The 20503-nt window shown below is 74.1% G+C and carries 11 protein-coding genes; 8 read left to right on the forward strand and 3 right to left on the reverse strand.

Annotation, left to right across the window (positions count from 1 at the left end; translation table 11 throughout):
• The first annotated feature begins 130 nt into the window (after positions 1 to 130).
• The 7 genes from WMF34_RS22450 to WMF34_RS22480 all read left to right on the forward strand — a co-directional run bounded on the left by WMF34_RS22450 (position 131) and on the right by WMF34_RS22480 (position 14171).
• On the forward strand, positions 131 to 2488 hold the full coding sequence (locus tag WMF34_RS22450) for a cyclic nucleotide-binding domain-containing protein (protein WP_437994499.1): 2358 nt from the start codon (positions 131 to 133) through the stop codon (positions 2486 to 2488).
• Between the two features lie 292 nt (positions 2489 to 2780).
• Entirely contained in the window at positions 2781 to 5870 is a 3090-nt protein-coding gene (locus WMF34_RS22455) for a vWA domain-containing protein (RefSeq protein ID WP_437994500.1), read from the forward strand.
• A gap of 11 nt (positions 5871 to 5881) precedes the next feature.
• Entirely contained in the window at positions 5882 to 7582 is a 1701-nt protein-coding gene (locus WMF34_RS22460; RefSeq protein WP_437994501.1) for a DUF4215 domain-containing protein, read from the forward strand.
• On the forward strand, positions 7566 to 10046 hold the full coding sequence (locus WMF34_RS22465; protein WP_437994502.1) for an NAD(P)-binding domain-containing protein: 2481 nt from the start codon (positions 7566 to 7568) through the stop codon (positions 10044 to 10046). The genes WMF34_RS22460 and WMF34_RS22465 overlap by 17 nt, the downstream gene beginning before the upstream one ends.
• A 45-nt stretch (positions 10047 to 10091) precedes the next feature.
• Entirely contained in the window at positions 10092 to 11657 is a 1566-nt protein-coding gene (locus tag WMF34_RS22470; protein ID WP_437994503.1) for a vWA domain-containing protein, read from the forward strand.
• A gap of 131 nt (positions 11658 to 11788) precedes the next feature.
• Complete coding sequence (gene mltG / locus WMF34_RS22475) at positions 11789 to 13081, forward strand: endolytic transglycosylase MltG (RefSeq protein WP_437994504.1); 1293 nt, start codon at positions 11789 to 11791, stop codon at positions 13079 to 13081.
• 439 nt (positions 13082 to 13520) lie between these two features.
• On the forward strand, positions 13521 to 14171 hold the full coding sequence (locus WMF34_RS22480; RefSeq protein ID WP_437994505.1) for a hypothetical protein: 651 nt from the start codon (positions 13521 to 13523) through the stop codon (positions 14169 to 14171).
• A 12-nt stretch (positions 14172 to 14183) separates the two neighbouring features.
• Here the strand turns inward: WMF34_RS22480 and WMF34_RS22485 are convergent, their stop codons facing one another.
• From WMF34_RS22485 to WMF34_RS22495, 3 genes are read right to left on the reverse strand one after another with little or no spacing between them, the layout of a single operon-like run.
• Positions 14184 to 15674, reverse strand: coding sequence for a cation:proton antiporter (locus WMF34_RS22485; RefSeq protein ID WP_437994506.1), 1491 nt, complete (start codon positions 15672 to 15674; stop codon positions 14184 to 14186).
• Positions 15671 to 17008: a cation:proton antiporter gene (locus WMF34_RS22490; RefSeq protein ID WP_012236981.1), complete on the reverse strand. Its 1338-nt coding sequence runs from the start codon at positions 17006 to 17008 to the stop codon at positions 15671 to 15673. The genes WMF34_RS22485 and WMF34_RS22490 overlap by 4 nt, the downstream gene beginning before the upstream one ends.
• Entirely contained in the window at positions 17005 to 19092 is a 2088-nt protein-coding gene (locus WMF34_RS22495) for a mechanosensitive ion channel domain-containing protein (RefSeq protein ID WP_437994507.1), read from the reverse strand. Before WMF34_RS22495 ends, WMF34_RS22490 begins: the two co-directional genes overlap by 4 nt.
• 152 nt (positions 19093 to 19244) lie before the next feature.
• On the opposite strand from WMF34_RS22495, the gene WMF34_RS22500 reads away from it, so the two are divergent.
• Positions 19245 to 20336: a glucokinase gene (locus tag WMF34_RS22500; RefSeq protein ID WP_437994508.1), complete on the forward strand. Its 1092-nt coding sequence runs from the start codon at positions 19245 to 19247 to the stop codon at positions 20334 to 20336.
• Positions 20337 to 20503: the final 167 nt, after the last annotated feature.

Consider the following 20503-nt stretch of genomic DNA (forward strand, 5'->3'; position numbering starts at 1 on the left):
CTTGCGCTCCCTGCCCGGCTTGCCCCGCTCCTGTCGACCTCGCTCCGGGGGGCGGCTCGGGCCGTGATCGCGCGGCGAGGGCGGGTCGGGAGGAGCGGCGGCCTGCGTCCTTCGACCAGGAGACCTGCTGATGCACTCATCGGACCACACCCACGGCGGCGCGCGCGACGCAGGGTCTGACCGCCCCGAGGCGTGGCCGCCGGCGGTGTTCGACGCCCCCTTGCTGCGAGGGCTCGACGAGCGCGCCCGGCGTGAGATCGCCGGGGCGGGGCGGCTCCGCTCCCTGTCGCCCGACGAGGTCGCCTATCGCGCGGGCGACGCCGGCGACGCCTTCTTCGTGGTCGCGTCCGGGCGCGTCGCCCTGCGCGCGACGCGCCGCGGAGACGATCGCGATACCGAGGTGCGCACCGCCGTCGCGGGCGACGTCATCGGCGAGGAGGCGGTCGTGGGGATGTCGCGCAGGACCACCGCAGTCGCGCTCGCCCCCAGCGTGCTCGCCGAGATCCCGGTCCACCTGTTCCGGCGCGCCGCCGGTCGCTCCGGCAAGGCCGAGATCGCCGAGAGGCTCGAGCGCGCGCTGCGGAGGAGCGCGACACGCGACCTCCTCAGCATCCTCGCCTTCACGCGTGACCTGGACTCAGACGACGTCGAAATTCTGCTTGACGCAGTGAGTCACAAACACTTCGAGCGCGGTCAGGCCATCTATCGCACAGGCGATCCGGCCGCCGAGCTCTGGCTCATCGCTGAAGGGATGGTGCAAATTCAGACCGAGGACGGAGATCGGATTCATGTGCGCGCGTACCTCACCCGAGGTGATTTCTTTGGAGACGTCGAGCTCGACGAGGGCCGCTGCCGGGCGGCGAGCGCCGTGGCCAGCGGCGCCACGGCGCTCCTGGCCGTGCCGTCGAAGACGTTCGCCGCGCTCGCGCGGAAGCACCCTGATCTGATCCCCCGACTCCGGCGCATCACCGGCGAGCACCACGAAAGGCAGGAGGCGGTCATCGCCGGCCATGCGCGCAATCACACGGCGCACATCTTCAGGGACCTCTATCGCCTTCAGGTCGCGCGGTCGCTCCTGGTCATCGATCTCGAGACGTGCGCGCGCTGCGGACACTGCGCGTGGTCGTGCGCCGACGTGCACGGGGTCTCACGGCTCGTGCGCCGCGGAGACAAGGTGCGCGCGCGGGTGGACGACGCGGAGCAGGCCGCGCAGAAGGAGGCGCCGCGCAGCCTGCTCTTGCCGAACTCCTGCCAGCACTGCGAGAGCCCCGCCTGCATGATCGAGTGCCCCACCGGCGCCATCGGCAAGGACACCGGGGGAGAGGTGTTCATCCGTGACGCGCTCTGCACCGGCTGCGGCGCCTGCGCGAAGGCGTGCCCGTGGGAGAACATCGCGATGGCGCCGCGCCCCGCGGCCGCGCCGCGCCCGGGAGGCGCAGGCTTCGCGGACATCGCCGTGAAGTGCGATCTCTGCCGCGACTACGACGGCCCCGCGTGCGTGAAGGCCTGCCCCACGGGCTCGATCTTCCGCGTCAACCCGGCGGAGGAGATCGCCGACGTGCGCGACCTGCTCGGCGGGGCGCGGCGCGAGCAGGAGCGCGCCGCCGCGCCACGGAGCGGCGCGGCGCTCGTCGCGGGCAGCGCGCTCGCGGCGGCCGGGCTCGGCGCCGCGGGGCTCTTGGCGCACGCGCGCGGCGGCGCGCGCCCGGGCGAGGGCGCCGCCTTCTCGGCGGGCGTCGCCGCCGCGGTCGGCATGGCGCTGCTCCTGCTCTACGCGCTCCCCAAGCGCGCGGGGCGATGGGCGTGGATGCGGCCCAGGCGGCGCGGCGACACGGCCGTGGAGGGCGGCGATGCCGCGCCCGTGAAGAGCCGGCTCCGCCCGCACCTGACCGGGCATCTCGCGATCGGCCTCGTCACGGCCGGGCTCGCCCTCGCGCACGCGCCGTGGCCGCGGTCCGGCCGCCCGACGCTGGGCGCGGCGCTGCACCTCGTGTTCTGGGCCACCGCGGCGGCCGGCGCCTTCACGGCGCTCGCGTACCGGCTCGCGCCGCGGCGCCTCGCCCGGATCGAGCGCACCGCCGCGCTGCCCGAGGATTTCAGCGCAGCCCGGCGCGAGCTGCTCGACCGCTTCTACCGCGAGGTGAGCGGGCGCAGCGATCTGGTCAAGAAGATCGTCGAGAAGATCCTCGTGCCCTACCTGCAGAGCCCCCTCGGCCCGATCGCGCTGCTCGCCTCGGGGCGCGGCCTGCGCGAGGAGGAGCGCGCGCTGCGCGCCCGCATCGACGCGGTCCTCGAAGGGCGCGGGGCCGAGCGGCTCGCCGGCCTGGCGGAGCTCATCCGCCTCGCCGTGGAGCTGCGCGCGCTCCCGGCCCAGCGCGCGCTCCTCGCCGCGCTCCGCGGAGGGCTGCCGGCGCACATCATCACTTTCGGCGTCGCCGCGGCGCTGCTCGTGCTCCACGCGATGACGGCGGCGAGCGTGCCTCGATGAGCGCGCGCCTGACCGGGAGCGCGCGCACGCCGCCCCACACGGCCGCCGCTGCGGCGAGGGACAGCGCACCGGGACGCCCCGGACTCGCTATGAAATGGTTGCGAGGCACGGCATTTCTTTGTGCGCCGCGCGCGTCTCCGCCGGCGCGGCGACGCGCGCATCGGCGCGCGCACGTGAGCGCCGCGACCGCTTTTCGCGAAGCAGACAGCGCGCAGGCGAGAGGCCTGGACTTTGCCTTCTGCGCCCAGGTACAATTTTCCCGACAGCACCCTAGTGGAAGGTAAAGAAGCCGATGGCTGGTCCTTCGACCAAGTGGATGGGAGCGCTCTCCCGATCAGGCTCCCCCAGCGCGTGGGCGCCGAGAGCGCTGCTGCTCGTGACGCTGCTCACCGCGTCGGCCCTCATCGCCGGATCGTGCCGTGGAGGCAACAACGCCGGTGAGCCGCCGCAAGGGGGGACGGACTGGCCCGACGCAGGGCCGGGGACGGGCGACCCGTGCGTCGACGGCGAAGAGATCGAGTGTCACGTCACCGTCGGCGAGCACGAAGGAGTGCTGACGTGCCTCGACGGGATCCGGCGCTGCGAGAACGGGCGTTACGGCAGCTGCAACGGGACGATGACGATGCGGAGGTCGCCGTCCGGCTCGGCGCCGCGGGGGAGCGGTGAGAGCGGGTATCCCCGCCCGCTCGCCAACTCCGACGCCTCCGACGGCGGCCTGTGCGCGACCAACCCGTGCGACCCGACGTGCCAGTCGTTCGAGGAGACGCCGGACGGGGGGCCCATCAGCCTCGGGGGGACTGGCCCGACGTACACGTGGGCGGTCGGCGACATCAACGAGCTGCCCGAGAACATCGCGCGGCAGGGCACGCACCAGCCGTGCACGACCAGCGAAGACTGCCAGTTCGACCAGTACTGCGACAACCCCGCGCGGGGCGCGTGCGTTCACGATCCGTGCGGGACCGGCGTGTCGCTGCTGGAGAATTGCAGCGGGTGCGCCAAGAAGGTCTGCGACGCGAACCCGAACTGCTGCACCTATACGACCGTACCGGCCGACTGCGGACACGACGCCTGCGTGGTCACCCCCGGCGTCGCGAGCAACATGACCACGACCTGCGGCGACGCGTGCGTCGAGACCATCTGCGCGAACCATCCGGAGTGCTGCGATATCACGTGCCCAGCGTTGGATTGCAATACCGTCATCGGGGGGGACAGCGCCTGCATGTTCCCAGGCCGCTGCTCCACGCACAATAGCGGGCCCCTCATCGGCTCATGTCCCCCGGGAACCACACTGTTGGGCACCGGCCGCTGCACCGGGACGTGGAGCGCGACCTGCGCTGGCTATGTCGCCACGGAGTGCGGTGGCAAGACGTGCAGCGCGACCGTGCCGAGATGGGACGCGAGCTGCGTCGCCCTGGCCGGGTCTTTGTGCGGCTCCGCCTGCGACACCGATCCAGGCTGCGCGCACGACAAATGTTACACCGGCGAACGGCTCGTTGCCTCCTGCAATTCGTGCGTACAGAGCATCTGCGAGACGGTGCAAGGCGCGAGCTGCTGCTCGCCGACAGGCGCGTGGACACAGAGCTGCGTGGACCTCGTGGAGAGCGTCTGCGGCGAGACCTGCCCTCAAAAAGGCCTCTGCAAGTCGTACATGCCGAACGAGACGGACCCGACGTGCGCCCAGCCGGACCTGACGATCGGCGTGCCCTGCGGCGGGACGATCCCGGTCTGCAACCGCGGCACCACGACGGCCCCGGCAGGCATCAACATCCACCGTTATCCTGCGGGTGCAAACCAGATTCCGTCCTCCGCCCCGAACCGCATCCTGAACGCGTGCAGCCCGAGCGGCGGCACCCTCGCCTGCACGACGACGCAGCCGATCGCCCCGGGCGAGTGCATCAGCGTGGCCGGTTGCACCGGCGTCACCGACGGCATGGAGCTCGTCGTCAATCCCCCTGGCGCTGGGCAGATCGCCGAGTGCCGGTGCGGCAACAACGGGAGCATCTATCAATCGGCCATGTGCGAGTCGCCCGCGTGCATCGCCACGGCCAGCGTGTCGCTTGTCAGGCCGGTCACCCTGTTCGTGGCGCTCGATCGATCCAACTCGATGCGGCAAACGCTGACGGGCACGGACATCAGCGCCCAGCGGTGGAACCCGGCGAGGAACGCGCTCCAGGCCTTCTTCCAGGATCCGGCGTCGGCCGGGCTCGGCGTCGCTTTCCGGTTCTGGCCGCACAACAATCCGGGCAACTGCGACACCTCCTCCTGCGACAAGGCCGGCGGAGACGGCTGCAGTAACGCGATCATCCCGTTCGATGGCACGGCGGCACGGCGGCTGACCGAGGAGCCAGCACCGTGGGATCAGCAAGAGAACGCGCTCGTCAACGCGCTCTTCCCCGGCCCCGGCACCAGCGGCGATACGCCCATGGACCCGGCGCTGCACGGCGCCACGACCTGGGCGATCAACTACAAGAACGCCCATCCCGAGGAGGAGGTCGCGGTCGTGCTCGTGACCGACGGCATCCCGTCGGACTGCAATACCACCCCCAACCACATCGCGGCCCGGGCTCGAAATGCCTTCGTGAACCACGGCGTCCGCGTGCACGCGGTAGGCTTCGGCAACTCGAACGCGGAGATCATCAACCTCATCGCGGATCAAGGCGGTGGGCAGGCGTTCAACCTCAACGCCGGAGCGACGTTGCAGGGCAACCTCCTCAATGCGCTCGTCTCGATCCGCGGCGAGGCGCTGCCCTGCGACGTCACCGTCCCCACCGCGGGCGTCTCGGATCCAGCGTCGGTGTCCGTCGTCTACGAGAACGCCGCCGGGGTGGAGACGACGCTCACGCCCCGGGCCGGTATCGGCAGCTGCGGCACGGGCTGGTACTTCGAGCCCGGGAACACGAACGTGAAGCTCTGCCCGCAGACCTGCTCCGACATCCGCGAGAACCCGGGCGGGAAGGTCCGGGCCATCGTGCCGTGCGTGACGACGAGCGTCACGTCCATCACCACGGACTGGGAGCAGTACCGCGGCGTCTGTCCGCCGGGGACCAAGACCCAGTGGGGATACCTCAGGTACAGGACGACGACCCCGGGCGACTCGAGCGTCGAGTTCTTCGTGAGAGCGGCGGATGACCCCGCCGATCTCGGGTCGGCGACGGTCAGGACCGCCGCGACCGCCCACGCCACGCCGACCGACACCCGGATCTGCGATGAGACCTCGGCGCCGCCGTGCGCGGTCGATCTCTTCGACGTGCTGCAAGAGCTGCCGGACGCTCGAACGGAGTACCTCGAGGTCCGGATGAGGCTCAATCCGACGAGCAGCGGAGGGGGCGGCGTTCAAGTGCAGGACTGGGAGATCACGTATTCATGTCCGGATACAGAATGAGCCGAAGCACCATGGCAGCCGCGCTGGTGTGCGCGGCAGGGGTGGTCGCGGCGTGCGGCGGCGATGACGACGCCGGGCGGCCGAGGCCCCCGTCGGCCTCGAGCGGCGCCGGCGCAAGCGGAGGCGGCGACGGAGGCGGGGGCAGCGGGGGCGGCCCCCCGGGCGACTGCGGGAACGACGTCGCCGAGCAGGGCGAGGCGTGCGACGGACCCGATCTCAACGGCATGACCTGCCAGAGCCTCGGCTTCGATGCCGGCGAGGTCCGGTGCAGCCCCGAGTGCACCCCCGACGCCTCGGGCTGCACGGGCGTCGAGGTGTGCCAGGACGGGCGAGACAACGACGGCGACGGCGCCGTCGACTGCGACGATCCGGAGTGCGACGAGGCCTGCGCGGACATGTGCGCCGCGCCCGTGGCGCTCGCGGATCCCGGGGCCACGACCGGCGACACAAGCGGCCACGCTGCCGTCCGCAGCAGCTGCTCGCTGGAAAGCCCGGGCATCGCCTACACGTTCACCGCGACGACCACCGGGTTCCTCGACGTGGTGCTGACCCCGCACACGGACGCACCGCTCGTCGCCGAGCTGCGCAACGCCTGCGACGATCCCGCGACCCGGGTCGAATGCGGCATGCCCAGCGTCGGCGCGGGCATCGACAACCGGCTGACCGTGCCCGTCCGCGAGGGCGAGGCGTTCTATGTGGTCGTCACCGGAGCGAACGCGAGCCAGGCAGGGGCGTTCGACCTCGGCGTGCGAAGCCGGCAGACCGCCTGCGGGGACAACATCCAGGATCCGACGGAGCAGTGCGACAACGCCCTCGATCAGCCGGGCGACGGCTGCAGCGATAGCTGCCAGCTCGAGGCGACCGAGGTGGAGCCCAACGACGACATCGCCACCGCCAACACCTACACCATTCCGTTCTTCGCCGCGATTCATCCCCCGACCGATGACGATGTGGACGTCGATGTCGTGCGCGTCACCGTGCCGAGCGGGCCGACGGACCTCATCGCGGAGACCGCGGCCGTCACGAGCTCCGACTGCCTGACCGGCCGGCTCGACAGCATCATCGAGATCCTCGATGAGAGCGGCGGGCTGATCGTGCGGCGCGACCGCGGGGACAACGGCCTTTGCGCCCGCGCCGTCGCGCCGTCGCTCGCCGCGGGCGATTACTATGTTCGCGTCTCGCCCGTGGTCGGCTCCGGGGCGGCGACGTTCCCGTACCGCCTCGACGTGACGCTCGTCTCCGAGGTCTGCGGGGACGGCACGATCAGCGCCGGGGAGCAGTGCGACGACGGCAACAGGGACGCTCTCGACGGGTGCAGCCCCGGCTGCCGCTTCGAGCTCGACGAGACGGAGCCGAACGGCACCCCCGCGCAGGCCGACGCGTACGCCGCCTCGTGGCTCGCGGAGATCTCGCCGGCAGGCGACGTCGACGTGATCGCCGTGAGCGTGCCGGGGCCTCGCTCGACGCTGTACGTGAACGTCGGCGATAACAATACCGAGGCTTGTCTGAGGGGGCAGATCGACAGCTACATCGAGGTCCTCGGGGACGACGGGACCACCGTGCTCGCGTCCGACGACGATGGAGGGGTCGGCTATTGCTCCTACGCCTCGCTCACCGACCTCGCCGCGGGCACTTACTATGTGAGGCTCCGCGCCGCGCCCCTCGTCCCCGACGCGACCTTCTTCTATCGATTGAATGTCACGCTCCTCTAGCCCGACCGGCGGAGGCCGCCGTCCGGCGGCGCCGCCATCCGGCGACGCGGACGCGGACGCGGACGACGCGGCGCGCCCGCCCGATCCCTCGAGGACGCTCTACCGCGCCGATCTCTCCGATCCGCGCCAGCGCGCCGCCCAGCCGCGGGAGGTCGTGCGGGGGCGCGCCGCGCGCCGCGCCGAGGCGACCTCCGACGTCACCCGCTTCCGGGGCGTGCTGCCGGCGACGCTCGCGGGCGCCGTCGCGACGGGCGCGGCGGCGCTGCTCTTCCCGCCGCCGGGGGGGCACGCGGCGCCGGGGCCGCTCTCGCTGCCCCACGCGCGCGCGCAGCTCGCGTGCGCGTCGTGCCACGCCGAGCAGGCGCCCGCCGCGCCGCGAGAGGCCGCCGCGGCCCGGGAAGCCGCGCCCTCGCGCGGCGCCGCGGCAGGCGCGCGCATCGATCAGGCCTGCGTCGGGTGCCACGGCGCCCACGGCTCCACCCGCAGGAGCCACGGGCAGCTGCTGGCGAGCGGCGCGCTGAGCTGCGCCACCTGCCACCCCATCCACCGCGGCGATCAGGGCGTCGTGTTCGATCCGGCGAGGCCGCCGGTGCGCTTCGCGCCGGGCGCCGAGGTCGAGCTCCCGAGATCGGCCTTCCGCCCGGGCCAGCCGGCCACCGTGGCGATCGTCACGGCGGGGAGCTGCGTGCCGTGCCACGACCTCGCCGCGCCGCGAGATCCCATCGCGCGCTGCCTCGTCGCGGCGCAGGCGCCGCTCGGCGATGCGCGTCCGATCACCTGCTTCGACGAGCACCGCCCTGCCCTCCCCGAGGACGCAGCGGCCGGCCGCGCGGCCGGCAGCCCGCGCCCCGCCGGCCGCGCGGGCGGCGGCACGAGCCCCGCCGGCGTCTGCAGCGGCCAGCACACCGAGGACCGCGCCCTCGCCTGGGATGCGACGCGCGACGCCGCCGCGGCCTTGCCCGTCGTGAAGGCCGGCGCCACGCCCGGCGCGCCCGCCCTGCTCTGGATGGGCGCAGGCCTCGCCGCCGCCGCCCTCGCGTTCGCGGGCGCCCGCGGCGGCCAGGCGCTGCGCGCGCGCCGCGCGCGGCGAGCGGCGCGCGACGCCGGGAGCGAGGACGCGATGCTCCGCCCCGCGGCGCGCGTGCGCCTGCCCCGGATCGACACGACCACCTGCCTCGGCTGCTACGCGTGCGTCGACGCATGCCCGTACGACGTGCTCGCCATCGAGAAGTACGTCGCGGTCGTGGCCCGCCCCGAGGCGTGCTGCGGCCTCACCCTGTGCGAGCAGCGCTGCCCCAACGGGTCGCTCACCATCGAGGGCGGCGCGCCGATCGCCGATCGCCCGCGCCTCGGCGACGACCTCGGCAGCCTCGACGTGCCGGGCCTGCACCTCGCCGGCGACGTCACCGGGCTCCCGCTCATCAAGAACGCCATCCACCAGGGCGCGCACGCCGCGACGCGCATCGCGGAGGACCTGCGGCAGGCCGGCCCGCGCGGCGCGAACGGTCAGGAGCTCGATCTGATCATCGTGGGCGCGGGGCCCGCCGGGATCAGCGCCGCGCTGCGCGCCAAGGAGCTCGGCCTCTCGTTCGAGGTGATCGAGCAGGGCAGCGTGGCGCAGAGCATCCAGAGCTTCCCGCGCGGCAAGCTGGTCTTCGATCAGCCGCTCGACCTGCCGATGACCGGGAAGCTGTGGCTGAAGGAGTCGACCAAGGAGGAGCTGCTCTCCCACTGGCTCCGCATCGTGCGCAAGGAGCGGCTCCCGATCCTGCAGGACACCCGCATGGTGTCGGTCGCCCGCGCGGCCTCTGCCGGCGCGCCCGCCGTCGGCGCGACGGCCGGCAAAGGCGCGCCCGCGGAGGCGCACGCCACGGCCGGCTTCGTCGTCGTCACCGAGCCGCGCGAGGGCGGACCGCGCACCGAGCGCCGGGCGCGGCGCGTGCTGCTCGCCATCGGCCAGCGCGGCTCACCGCGCCGGCTTCCGTTCGAGCTATCCGCCGAGGTGGAAGGTCGGGTGTACTACCACCTCGCCGACGCCCGGAGCCTCGCCGGCAGTCGCGTGCTGATCGTCGGCCTCGGCGATGTCGCCATGGAAGCCGCGATCGCGCTGTCCCGCCAGCCGGCCACCGACGTCACCGTCGTCTACCGGGGCGCCGGGTTCCGCCGCGGGAAGACCCGAAACATCGAGGAGCTGCGCAGGCTTGCAGCGGCGTCTCGCCTCTCGCTCCTGTTCGAGACCGACGTCTCCGCCCTCGCCGCGGATCCGGGCGGCGCGCTCGTGGCGACCCTCGCGTCGCCTTCGGGGGCCCGGGCGCACCCCTGCGACGCCGTGCTCGTCCTGATCGGGAGCATCCCGCCGTGGAGCGCCCTCCGCGCCGCCGGTGTCCGGCCGACCGCGGAGCCGTCAGATCGTTCCGAGCTCGGCGACGTACAAGGGACCACGCCCGCGGTCCCCGCGCCGTGAGTCCATCGTAAGCTCGGGGGGCCCAGGCCGTTCTCTGGAGGAGCCATGAAGCCGACCCACGTCGCCCTGTTCTCCGCCCTCGGCATGATGTTCACGAGCCTCTCCGTCTACTCCCTGGCTCCGTCCGGGGGCGGGACCTCCGTCACGGCGGTCCCGGAGGTGATCACCGAGCCGCCCCGCCAGGTCCCCGAGGTGACGGGCGGCGCCGTGGCGGCGATCGATCCGAGCCGCTTCACCACCGGATCGAGGCTGATGCTGGAGGGGCGCGTCGGTCACGCGCGCCTGCCTCGCTCGGCGCAGGAGACGTTCCTGATGTTCGAGGTCCGCGGCGACGGGTCGCCCGCGAGGTCGCTGGCGCAGGCGAACCTCTCGCTCGTCATCGATCGCTCCGGCTCGATGAAGGGCACCCGCCTCACCAACGCCGTGCAGGCGGCGACGACGGCCGTGAGCCGCCTGAACGACGGCGACGTCGTGTCGGTGGTCACGTTCGACACGAGGACCAGCGTGGTCGTGCCGCCCACGACCGTCGGGCCGGAGACGCGCGGCCGCATCCTCGCGAGCGTCCGCGGCATCTCGCTCGGCGGCGACACGTGCATCTCGTGCGGCATCGAGGAGGGCCTCTCGCTGCTCGGTCAGACCAGCGCCGGCGTGAGCCGGATGCTCGTCCTCAGCGACGGCGACGCCAACCACGGGGTCCGCGACGTCCCCGGCTTCCGCGCCATGGCGCAGCGGGCGCGCGATCGCGGCGTCGCCATCACGACCATCGGGGTCGACGTCGATTACAACGAGAAGATCCTGTCGGCGATCGCGCTCGACTCGAACGGCCGGCACTACTTCGTCGAGAACGACGCCGCGCTCGCGCGCATCTTCGAGGCGGAGGCCGAGCAGCTCACGACGTCGGTCGCGAGCGGCGCGGAGCTCGCGATCGACCTCGCGCCCGGCGTGGAGCTCGACCGGGTCTTCGATCGCTCGTTCCGGCGGGCCGGCGATCAGGTCATCGTGCCGCTCGGCGCGTTCGCGGCGGGGGAGGTGAAGACGGTCCTGCTCAAGGTGCGCCTCGGCGACCTCGGCGGCGACGCGCGCGGCGAGTCCCCCGTGGCCGACGTGGGCCTCACCTACCGGGACCTCGTCGCCAGGACCGACGCGCGGTGCGCGGGCAAGCTCGGCGTCGCGATCGCGGACCGCGACGCGGACGCGAGCGAGCTCGACGCGCTCGTCGCGGGCCGCGTGCAGCGCAGCGAGACGGCGGCGGCGCTGAAGCAGGCCAACTTCCTGTTCGAGCAGGGGCGGCTCGACGAGGCGCGCAGCAAGCTCGACGCGCAGCAGGAGTCGCTCAAGAAGGCGGCCGACAAGGCGAAGGCCGTCGCCCCGGCGAACCGCGCGAAGGACGTGGCGTCCGATTTCGAGGGCCAGCTCGCCGCGCTGGAGCGCGCGGGCACGGACTTCGCCACACCGCCGGCGTTCGCCACGCCGCCGCCGGCCGCCGCCGCGGCGCCGGGCGGCTTCGCGCAGGCCCCGGCGGCGGCGCCGCGGCCCGCCCCGGCGCAGTCCCGCCAGGGCAAGAGCGCCGTCCGCCGCAACGAGGCGGAGGCCTTCGATCTGGCGCGCTGACGCGGGGCGCCCGGCGCGAGCGGCGCGGACGGCGCGCTCCGGCCCCGACCCTGAGCGCGCGCTCCGGCCCCTGCCCCGTGGCCACGCGGGGCGTTGACGCGCGTCGGGCTTTCGGGTTTTGACTGCCTGCGGTGGGCGTTCGACCTAGGGCGAGCCGGCCGGGAAACCGCCGGACGGGTGGCGACGGCAACCGCCGGACGGGTGGCGACGGCGCGCAGGGCTCGCCGCCGCGCGAGCCGCCGTCGACCCGGAAGGCGACCCCCGCGCGGCGCGCGCGCGGCGCGGGGCAGCGCTCGCCGGCGTCGCGGCGCCCTGCCCAGCCCCGGGCCGGGCGCGGGCGCGCGCTGCTCCTCGGGCTCGCGGGCGTGATCGCGGTGGCGTGCGCCGCGCTCCTCGCATTGGTGTTCGGCTTCGGGCGCGCGAGGGCGCCGGACCGGGGCCGCGTCGTGGAGATCAACTGGCCGGACGGGCTCGACGCGGGCGAGGCGGCTGCGCTGCTCGCGGCCGAGGGGCTCGTCGAGAGCGAGCGCGCCATGGCGCTCTACCTCGGCGCGACCGGCGGCACCGAGGCGTTCGTGCCGGGCCCTCACCTGCTCTTCGAGGGCGCGACGCCGCGGGAGCTGCGGCAGCTGCTCGCGCGCGCGGAGGGGCGCCCCACGGCGAAGCTCACGATCCCCGAGGGCTTCAGCCGCTTCGACATCGCCGCCCGGCTGGAGAAGCTGCGCATCGCCGGCCGGAAGACGTTCCTCGCGGCGACCGCCGACGGCGCGTTCCTCGACGCGCTCGGCATCGAGCGCGGCGGCGCCGTGGGCGCGGAGAGCGCGGAGGGGTACCTCTTCCCGGCGACGTACGAGCTCGCGCTGGACTCCGACGCGCGCGACGTGGCGCGGCGCCTCGTCGCCGAGTCCGACCGGCGATGGAGCGCGCTCGCGGCGCAGGGCAAGGACGGGCTCGCGGCGCTCCAGGCGACGCTCGGCTGGGGTCGCCGCGAGGTGCTCACGCTGGCCTCCATCATCGAGAAGGAGGCGGTCGTCGAGGAGGAGCGGCCCCTCATCGCGAGCGTGTTCCTGAACCGGCTCCTCGATCCGAGCTTCCGCTCTCGCAGGCTGCAGTCCGACGCGACGGCGCTCTACGGCTGCGTCGCCTGGCCCGAGGAGGCGCCGTCGTGCGCCGAGTGGAGCGGCAAGGCCACGCCCGCCGTGGTGCGGGATCCGAAGAACCGCTACAGCACCTACGCGCACCCGGGGCTGCCGCCCGGGCCGATCGCCAACCCCGGGGCGCCGTCGATCGCGGCCGTGCTGGCGCCCGCGGCGACGAAGTACCTCTATTTCGTGGCCGCGGGCGGCGGCCGCCACCGGTTCAGCGAGAGCCTGGACGACCACAACGACGCCGTGCAGAAGCGCCGGGACGCGACGGCTCCCTAGGCGCGGGACAGGGACGCAATCCAGCACACAAACTGCCGCTTCCGGCGCGCTCGGGAAGCTTCCGGCGCGTTCCGGAGCACGAGATTTCGCGGACTTAGCGGCGCCCGCCGCACCGTTGGCGCCATCCAGCGCCCGCCGGGAGACGGATTTCCCGGCAAATTCCGCATCCCGCCCCGCGTCGGAAGCCTTCGGAGCGCGTCGGAAGCCTTCGGAGCGCGTCGGAAGCTTTCGGAGCGCGTCGGAAGCCTTCCGGCCGGCGCCGGATGCCTTCGCGCGCGCGACGGACCCCTTCCCTCCGGCAACGGAGTCCCTCGCGCGCATCACGGCGGCCCTCCGCGCGAAGCGATCGGATCGTCGTTCCTCGCGTTGCCTCGGCCGCGCTCGCGCCGTCCCCGCTTCCTGGATCTGCGCGCGCCGACGTGTAGATTCGCGCGCCATCATGCGCCGTCCCGCTCCGTTCCTCGTCGCGCTCTCCGCTCCCCTCGCCTTCGCTGCCGCGGCAGCCAGCTGCTCGCCCCGCGCCGCGCCTCCAACGGAAGTGACGCAGGCCCCTTCCACGACCGCCGCGCCGTCGGCTCCCCTCGACCCGCCCGCCTCGGCCGCGAGCGCTGCCCCCGCTGCCAGCGCCGCGTCCACCGCCGACGCCGCGGCCCCTGCCGCCAGCGCCGCGCCTGCCGCCGATGCTGCGCCCCCTGCCGCCAGCGCCGCGCCCGATCCGGCGTCGGCCGCCGCGGCGCCGGCCGACGCCGGGCCGCTCCCGAAGGTCAAGGTCGCCAACATCGGCATGCACATCGGCGGCGGCCCGCACGACGACTTCACCAAGGAGCCGATCAAGCGCTCGGTCGCGCCCCACTTCGACGAGTTCCGCCGCTGCTTCGCGCTCGCCGAGGACCCGACCAAGGGCGGCGACTTCGGCATCGATCTCCGCATCGAGAAGGACGGCGGCAAGGCCGAGGTGCGCAAGCCGCGGACGGCGCTCAAGGGCCAGGCGTTCACGAAGTGCGTGGTCGGCGTCTTCGAGCAGATCGACTTCCTGAAGCCCAGGAAAGGCCCCACCGTGGTGAGCTACTCGCTCCGGTTCACCCCGTGACAGGGCCGCGGCTCACCCGTGGCGCCCGAGGTTCGGCAGCGACCCGCGCGAGGCCTCGACCGCCGTCTCGCCGGCGCGGTCGAGCGCGTACTTGAAGAGGATCGGGCCGAACACCTCGTTCAGCGCGACGCAACCGATGACGAGCGCGCCGAAACCGGCGCCGATCGACGGGAACGCGCGCTCGATGGTCAGGCTGATCCCCAGCGTCAGCCCGGCCTGCGAGACCAGCCCGCACCACGACCACCGCCGCAGGAGCGGCGGATCGTCCGCCAGCCGGTTGCCGATGCGGTTCGCGACCCACGTCACCAGGGCGCGCGAGACGCCGAAGAGCAGCGCGACAGGCCACATATGCCGCAAGAGGGGCAGGTCGAGGTGCGCGCCGGCCGTCGCGAAGAACAGCACGAACACGACGCTCGCGGCGTCCTCGACCGCGTGCACCAGCTTCTCGCCCTGCTTCGACAGGTTCGCGACGACGAAGCCGGCCACCACGAACACGAGCAGCGCGTCGAAGCGGAGGTACCGCAGCACCTCCGTCGCGCCGAAGCCGAGCGCCACGAACACGAGGATGAGCTGGCGGCCGATCAGCCGCATGTAGGCCGCGAGCGCGAGGCCGAGCGTCGTGCCGATCGAGATGCTCCCCAGGATCTCGCGGCCGAGCAGCTCGATCTCGTGCATCGACATCGTCGCGCCCGGCTCGATGAGCGGCCGCACCGTGGAGAGCGCGACCGCCGTCACGACGATGACGACGATGTCCGACGTCATCACGAACGCGAGCGTGTGCATCGCGACGGGGCCGGTCGCGCGCGTCTGGGAGAGGATCCCGAGCACGGCCGAGGGGCTGCGGGTGACCGCGATGACGCCCCACAGGACGGCCACGCCGAACGCCGCCGTCGTCGAGAGCTCGGCCGCGAACGGCACCAGCGAGCGCGCCGCGTAGAAGACGCCCGTCATCACCACGAAGACGAGCGCCGTCTGGACGAGGTTGTGCAGCAGGATGCTCTTGAGGCTCTTCTTGACGATGTCGATCCGCAGCTCGGCGCCGCCCGCGAGCGCGATGAGCGCCAGCGCCAGCGTGTTGACCCGCGAGATCTCCTCCACGGCGTGGTGGTCGACGAGCTTCAAGACGTGCGGGCCGGCGACGATGCCCGCGAAGATGTAGCCCGAGATGTGCGGCAGGCGGAGCGGCTCGACGAGCTCGCTCGCGAGCGTGCCCGCGAGCAGGAGGAAGCCGATCGAAGCGACCGCCCCCGCGGGCCCGTTCTCGTGAGGGACCGCGCGCGTCGTCGCGTAGAGCAGCCCGAACAGGATCACGAGCGCCACGGCGTGCGTGAGGTGGTTCAGCGGCCCCTTGGGGGCCGACCCGTGGTGGCGCGCGGAGGGCGCGCCCTGCTGCTCGGCGGGCGCGACCGGATCGGCCGGCGCGGCCGGGCCGGCGGGCGACGCGGGCGAGGCGGGCGAGGCGGGCGACGCAGGCTCGACGTCAGGGAGTGCTGCGGCGCTCACGGCGACACCTCTTCGTTCCTCATCCCTCCCCCGCGCTGCGCCGCGGGCGACGGCGGGCCGCCCCTCTCGCCTCCGTCGCCGGGCGCGGCGCCGCGCCCGGCGCGGGCCAGGCCGCGGCCGAAGAAGAGCGACTCCCGCTCGGGCGCGGCGAGCTCGCCGGCCTTGCGGAGCGTGGCGCGAAGCACCTGCGGTCCGACGAACTCGCCGAACACGGCCGCGGCCGCCGCGGCGAAGAGGACGGTGTGCCCGACCGGGCCCGGAAAGCGCAGCGCGAAGGCGAGGCCGACGCTCATCGCCACCGCGCCGGACGAGAGCAGCCCGAGGCCGAGCCACGGCGACGTCTCGCGCGCGTCGGGCGACACGACGCGGAAGACGAGCCCGGTCGCGAGCTTGCCCACGAGCCTCGCCCCGAGCGCGATCGCCACGATCCAGGGCAGGAACGGCGCCGCCTTCGGGTTCACGTGCGCGCCCGCGAGCAGGAGCGCCGGCAGGATGACCGGACGCTCGGTCGGCGCGACCATGGCGACGATCTCGTCGCGGTGCCGCGACAAGGCGGCGATCGTCACGCCCATCGCGAACGCCGCGAACAGCGGCGACAGGCCGACCCGGGCGCTCGTGCCCATCGTCAGCAGCGAGGCCCCGAGCAGCACGCCCCAGCTCTGGATCAGGCGGAAATCGCTCCCGAGGAGCACGACCGCGATGAGCCCGAGCACCACGCCGATGAGCGCCGTCACGACCGTCCACCCCCAGAACGGGATCGGCCACTGGACCGTCGCCTGCGGGACGAGCGCGAACGCGCCGCCCATCATGAGCAGCGGGCCGAGATCGTCGCAGTCGGCGATGTCGGCGATGAGGTCCGAGAGCTTGCCGCTCGCGCTGTAGCGCTGCGTGACCCACAGCACCGCGTGCCGCGTCGTCTCGGCGGAGACGGCGCCCACGCCCGCCGCGAGCAGCACGCGGTCGCCGCGATCGAGCGAGGGCGCGACGTGGGCCGCCGCGAACCAGACGGCGGCGGCCACCGCGCCGCCGGTCAGGAGGCTCATGAGCACGCAGAGCGCCATCCGGGACGGCCGCACGCGGCGGCTGCCGACGAAGCCGAAGTCGAGGCCGACGACCACCGCGAGCCAGCCGAGCGCGACGCCCGCCACGGGCTCGAACGCGGCGAGCGACGAGGGCTCGAGCAGCCCGAGCGCCGAGGGCCCGAGCACGAAGCCGAGCACGACGTACTCGGCGCCGGAAGGGAGGCCGATGCCCCGGAGCACGCGGCCGCTGACGAGCGAGCTGCCGAGGTACGACAGCACGAGGAGCCCCATCAGGAGCCAGACGGCGTTCACGAGGCGGCGCTCCGGTCGACCGGCGCGGGCGCGGCGCGCCGCGCGCCGCCGGAGGACGCCGGCGCGCGCCCGAGCCGGATGTCCGCGGCGACGAGGGCCTGCGCGACCGCGGTGAGCCAGCGGCTGCGCACGTCGTCGCCGTCGCAGGCCATCGTGGCCCGGAAATGAGCGCCCCCCTCGTCGATCGCGACGAGCGCGGCGCGGGCGCGGCTGCCGAGGCCCGAGCTCGTCTTCAGGAGCAGCTCGCGCACCCGATCGAGATCGGCGGCGGGGTCGACGCTGATCTCGACGGCCACGATCGGAGGGCGGCCGCGGATGCGCGTCGGGTGGAACAGGCTGAGCAGGTGCGGCACGCGCACGACGCAGCCGTCCTCGTCCTCGAGGCGCGCCTCGAACAGCGTCAGCTCGCGGACCCGCCCGGCGCGGCCGCCCACGTCGGCGATGTCGCCGACGCGCAGGCGCCGCCCGTAGATGACCGAGAGGCCGACGGCCGCCGACGCGATGAGCGGCGTGCTGGCGAGCCCGGCCGCCGCGAGCACGACGAAGCCGATCCGCGTGAGCGCCCCCTCGTCGGTGCCGGTGATGAGCGGGGCCGCGAGGAGCAGCGCGGCCACGAGGATGCCGAAGCGGACGAGGACGCCGGTGGCGACCGCGAGCTCGGACGGGAGCCACCCGAGCGACGTCTCACCCCGGCCCACGCTCCCGAAGAACAGCCCCACGAAGCGGATGAGGACGATGACCGCGAGCGTCGCGAGGATCGCGAGCACGAGCACCGGGACGCTCCGCGCGATGCGCCCCATGAGCTCCGACAGGGGCGCGAGCACGAAGCCGGTGAGCTTCTCGCTGGTGCCGCGCGTGGAGGCGAACAGGGACAGCGCGAAGAGGATCCAGATGTAGGCGATGCCCAGCCGGACGAGGACGCCGGCGGCGCCGAGCGCGACCGAGAGCGCGCCCTGCGACGCGGCGGGCCGGAGCATCTCGATGCCGCGGACGTGCAGCGCCGGGAGCCGCTCCGGGTGCTCGGCGACCCAGGCGCGCCCTCGCTCGACGAGCTCGCCGACCTTGCGGAGCAGGAGCAGCGCGATCAGCCCGGAGAAGACGAGCAGCGAGAACGAGAAGACGCTCGTCGCGAGGCGGCTCCGGCTCTGCTCCTTGGCCAGGACGTCGCGCACCGTGCCGGCGACCGCGGCGGCGTGGGCCGCGGCCGTGGTGTGACCCGCCGCCGCCGCGTCCTCGGGGCCGAGGTAGACGAGCGGGCGGTCGCCGACGTAGACGACCGCCACGCCTTCCTGCTCGTCGACGCGGATCTCGGGGACCGCCTTCTCCTGGGCGGCGCGCTCCAGCACGCGCGCCGCCTCACGGGCGCGCTCCGGAGGAGAGAGGCTGCCCCGGTGCACGCGGAGGGCGAAGACCGTCCTGCCGAGCAGCTCGACGCGCGCCTCGGGCTGCTCGACCACGGGGGGCGGCGGCGGGGGGTCGGGAATCACCGGCTCGCCTTGGTCAGGGGCGGGGGCCGGCGGCCCGACCAGCGCGGACGCCGGCGCGACCGGCGCAGGCCGCGGCGGCGCGGGAGGCCGCGGGGCCGGGGCGGGCGCCAGCACGACCTGCGCGGACGCCGGAGGAGCCTCCGCGGGCGATGGCAAGACCTGTACGAGCGGCGGCTGGACCGAAGAATCCGGCGGGGGCGCGAGCTGCGTGGGCTCGAACGAGGCCGGCGGGGACGCGAGCTGCGAGGGAGAGGGCGCGGCCTGCGACGCCGCGGGCGCGGTCTGCGAGGCGGCGGGCCCGGCCTGCGACGGCGCGGGCACAGCCTGCGAGGGCGCAGATGCGGCCTGCGAGGGCGCAGATGCGGCCTGCGACGGCGCGGACGCGGCCAGCGAGGGGGCGGACGCGGCCTGCGAGCGCGCGGGCGCGGCCAGCGAGGGGGCGCGCGCGGCCTGCGAGGGCGCGGGCGCGGCCAGCGAGGGGGCGTGCGCAGCCTGCGAGCGCGCGGGCGCGGCCTGCGCCGGCCCGGCGAACGCAGCGCCGGCGGGAACGATGAGGCCGGCAAGCGCGACCAGGAGCGCGGGGAACAGCCGCTGCACGCAGGCACTCTCGGCCGGAGGCAGGCCGCCGGTCAAGCGGCGCAGGACGTGAAACGGCCTCGGCCGGCAGCCCGCGAGCCACGCCGCCGTCGCCTCCGGGCGATCAAGCGCGCTCGAGTCCGCCCGGAATCCTCGATCCCCGAGCTCGCTCGATGATCGATCGCCTTGCCGCCGAGGCACGGCGCTGGCAGGGCGCCCGCGTGGCAAGGACCAACAGATCGGGGGCCCCGTCGCTGCTCGTCGGCGACATCGGAGGCACCAACACCCGGCTCGCGCTCCACGGCGCCTCCGGCGGCCGGCCCCTCTCCGAGGCCGCCTTCCGCAGCCGCGACCACGCGAGCTTCGAGGAGATCGCCCTCCCGTTCCTCGTGCGCAGCGACGCCCCTCACCCCGCCGTCGCCGTGCTCGGCGTCGCGGGCCCCATCAAGGACCAGGTCGCCACCGTCACGAACCTGCCCTGGCGCCTCGCGGAGCGCGAGCTGTCGCGCCGGCTCAAGATCGCCCGCGTGCTCCTGGTGAACGACCTCGTCGTCGGCGCCACGGGCTGCCTGCACGTCGCCCGCGCGTCCATCGAGCCGCTCACGGAGCGCAGGCCGCGGCCGAAGGGGAACAACATGGCCGTCATCGCCGCCGGCACGGGGCTCGGCGAGGCCCGGCTCCTCTGGAATGGCGCCCGCCACGTCACGCTGCCGACCGAGGGAGGTCACGCCGACTTTGCCGCGCGCTCCGCGGTCGAGGCCGAGCTGTGGCAGTTCCTCGCCGAGCGCCACCCGGACCACGTGAGCTACGAGCGGGTCCTCTCGGGCGACGGGCTCGGCGCCCTCTTCGACTTCTTCGCCCGCGCCGCCCGCGTGCCGCGCGCGATCGAGCGCCGCCTCGCCGAGGGCGACCGCAACGCGGCGATCGCCGAGCTCGGGCTCGCCCGCGCGTTCCGGCCCGCCGCGCGCGCGGTCGACCTGTTCGTCGAGATCTACGGCGCCGAGGCCGGCAACCTCGCCCTGCGCGAGCTCGCGCTCGGCGGGGTCTTCGTGCTCGGGAACATCGCGAGGAACCTCGTCCCCCAGAGGCGCGAGCTGTTCATGAAGTCCTTCGTGAAGAAGGGGCGCCTCACGCCGCTCCTCGAGGAGGTGCCCGTCGCGGTGATCACCGATCCCCTGGTCGGCGTGCGGGGCGCGCTCGCCGTCGCCAGAGAGCTCGCCGCCGCGGAGCAGCCCCGGGCCCGCGCGGCGGCCCGGAGGTCCTGACGCCCCGTGTCCTCTTGCCCATGACGGAGGCATGGAGTCGCGCGCGCGACTCCATGCCTCCGAATCGAGCAGCGCTGTCGGTCCGAGGCGGATGAGCGCGAGTTCGCCCCGGGGTGCCGAGGGGCCATATCGCGCGGCGCCGCCTCGCGCCGGGCACGATCCGAGCA

It is taken from the genome of Sorangium sp. So ce145, from assembly GCF_051525985.1.
Lineage (GTDB): Bacteria > Myxococcota_A > Polyangia > Polyangiales > Polyangiaceae > Sorangium > Sorangium cellulosum_B.

Coding starts and splice junctions, on each gene's coding strand:
- WMF34_RS22450 (WP_437994499.1), top strand. CDS start 131: ATGCACTCATCGGACCACACCCACGGCGGCGCGCGCGACGCAGGGTCT.
- WMF34_RS22455 (WP_437994500.1), top strand. CDS start 2,781: ATGGCTGGTCCTTCGACCAAGTGGATGGGAGCGCTCTCCCGATCAGGC.
- WMF34_RS22460 (WP_437994501.1), top strand. CDS start 5,882: ATGGCAGCCGCGCTGGTGTGCGCGGCAGGGGTGGTCGCGGCGTGCGGC.
- WMF34_RS22465 (WP_437994502.1), top strand. CDS start 7,566: ATGTCACGCTCCTCTAGCCCGACCGGCGGAGGCCGCCGTCCGGCGGCG.
- WMF34_RS22470 (WP_437994503.1), top strand. CDS start 10,092: ATGAAGCCGACCCACGTCGCCCTGTTCTCCGCCCTCGGCATGATGTTC.
- WMF34_RS22480 (WP_437994505.1), top strand. CDS start 13,521: ATGCGCCGTCCCGCTCCGTTCCTCGTCGCGCTCTCCGCTCCCCTCGCC.
- WMF34_RS22500 (WP_437994508.1), top strand. CDS start 19,245: ATGATCGATCGCCTTGCCGCCGAGGCACGGCGCTGGCAGGGCGCCCGC.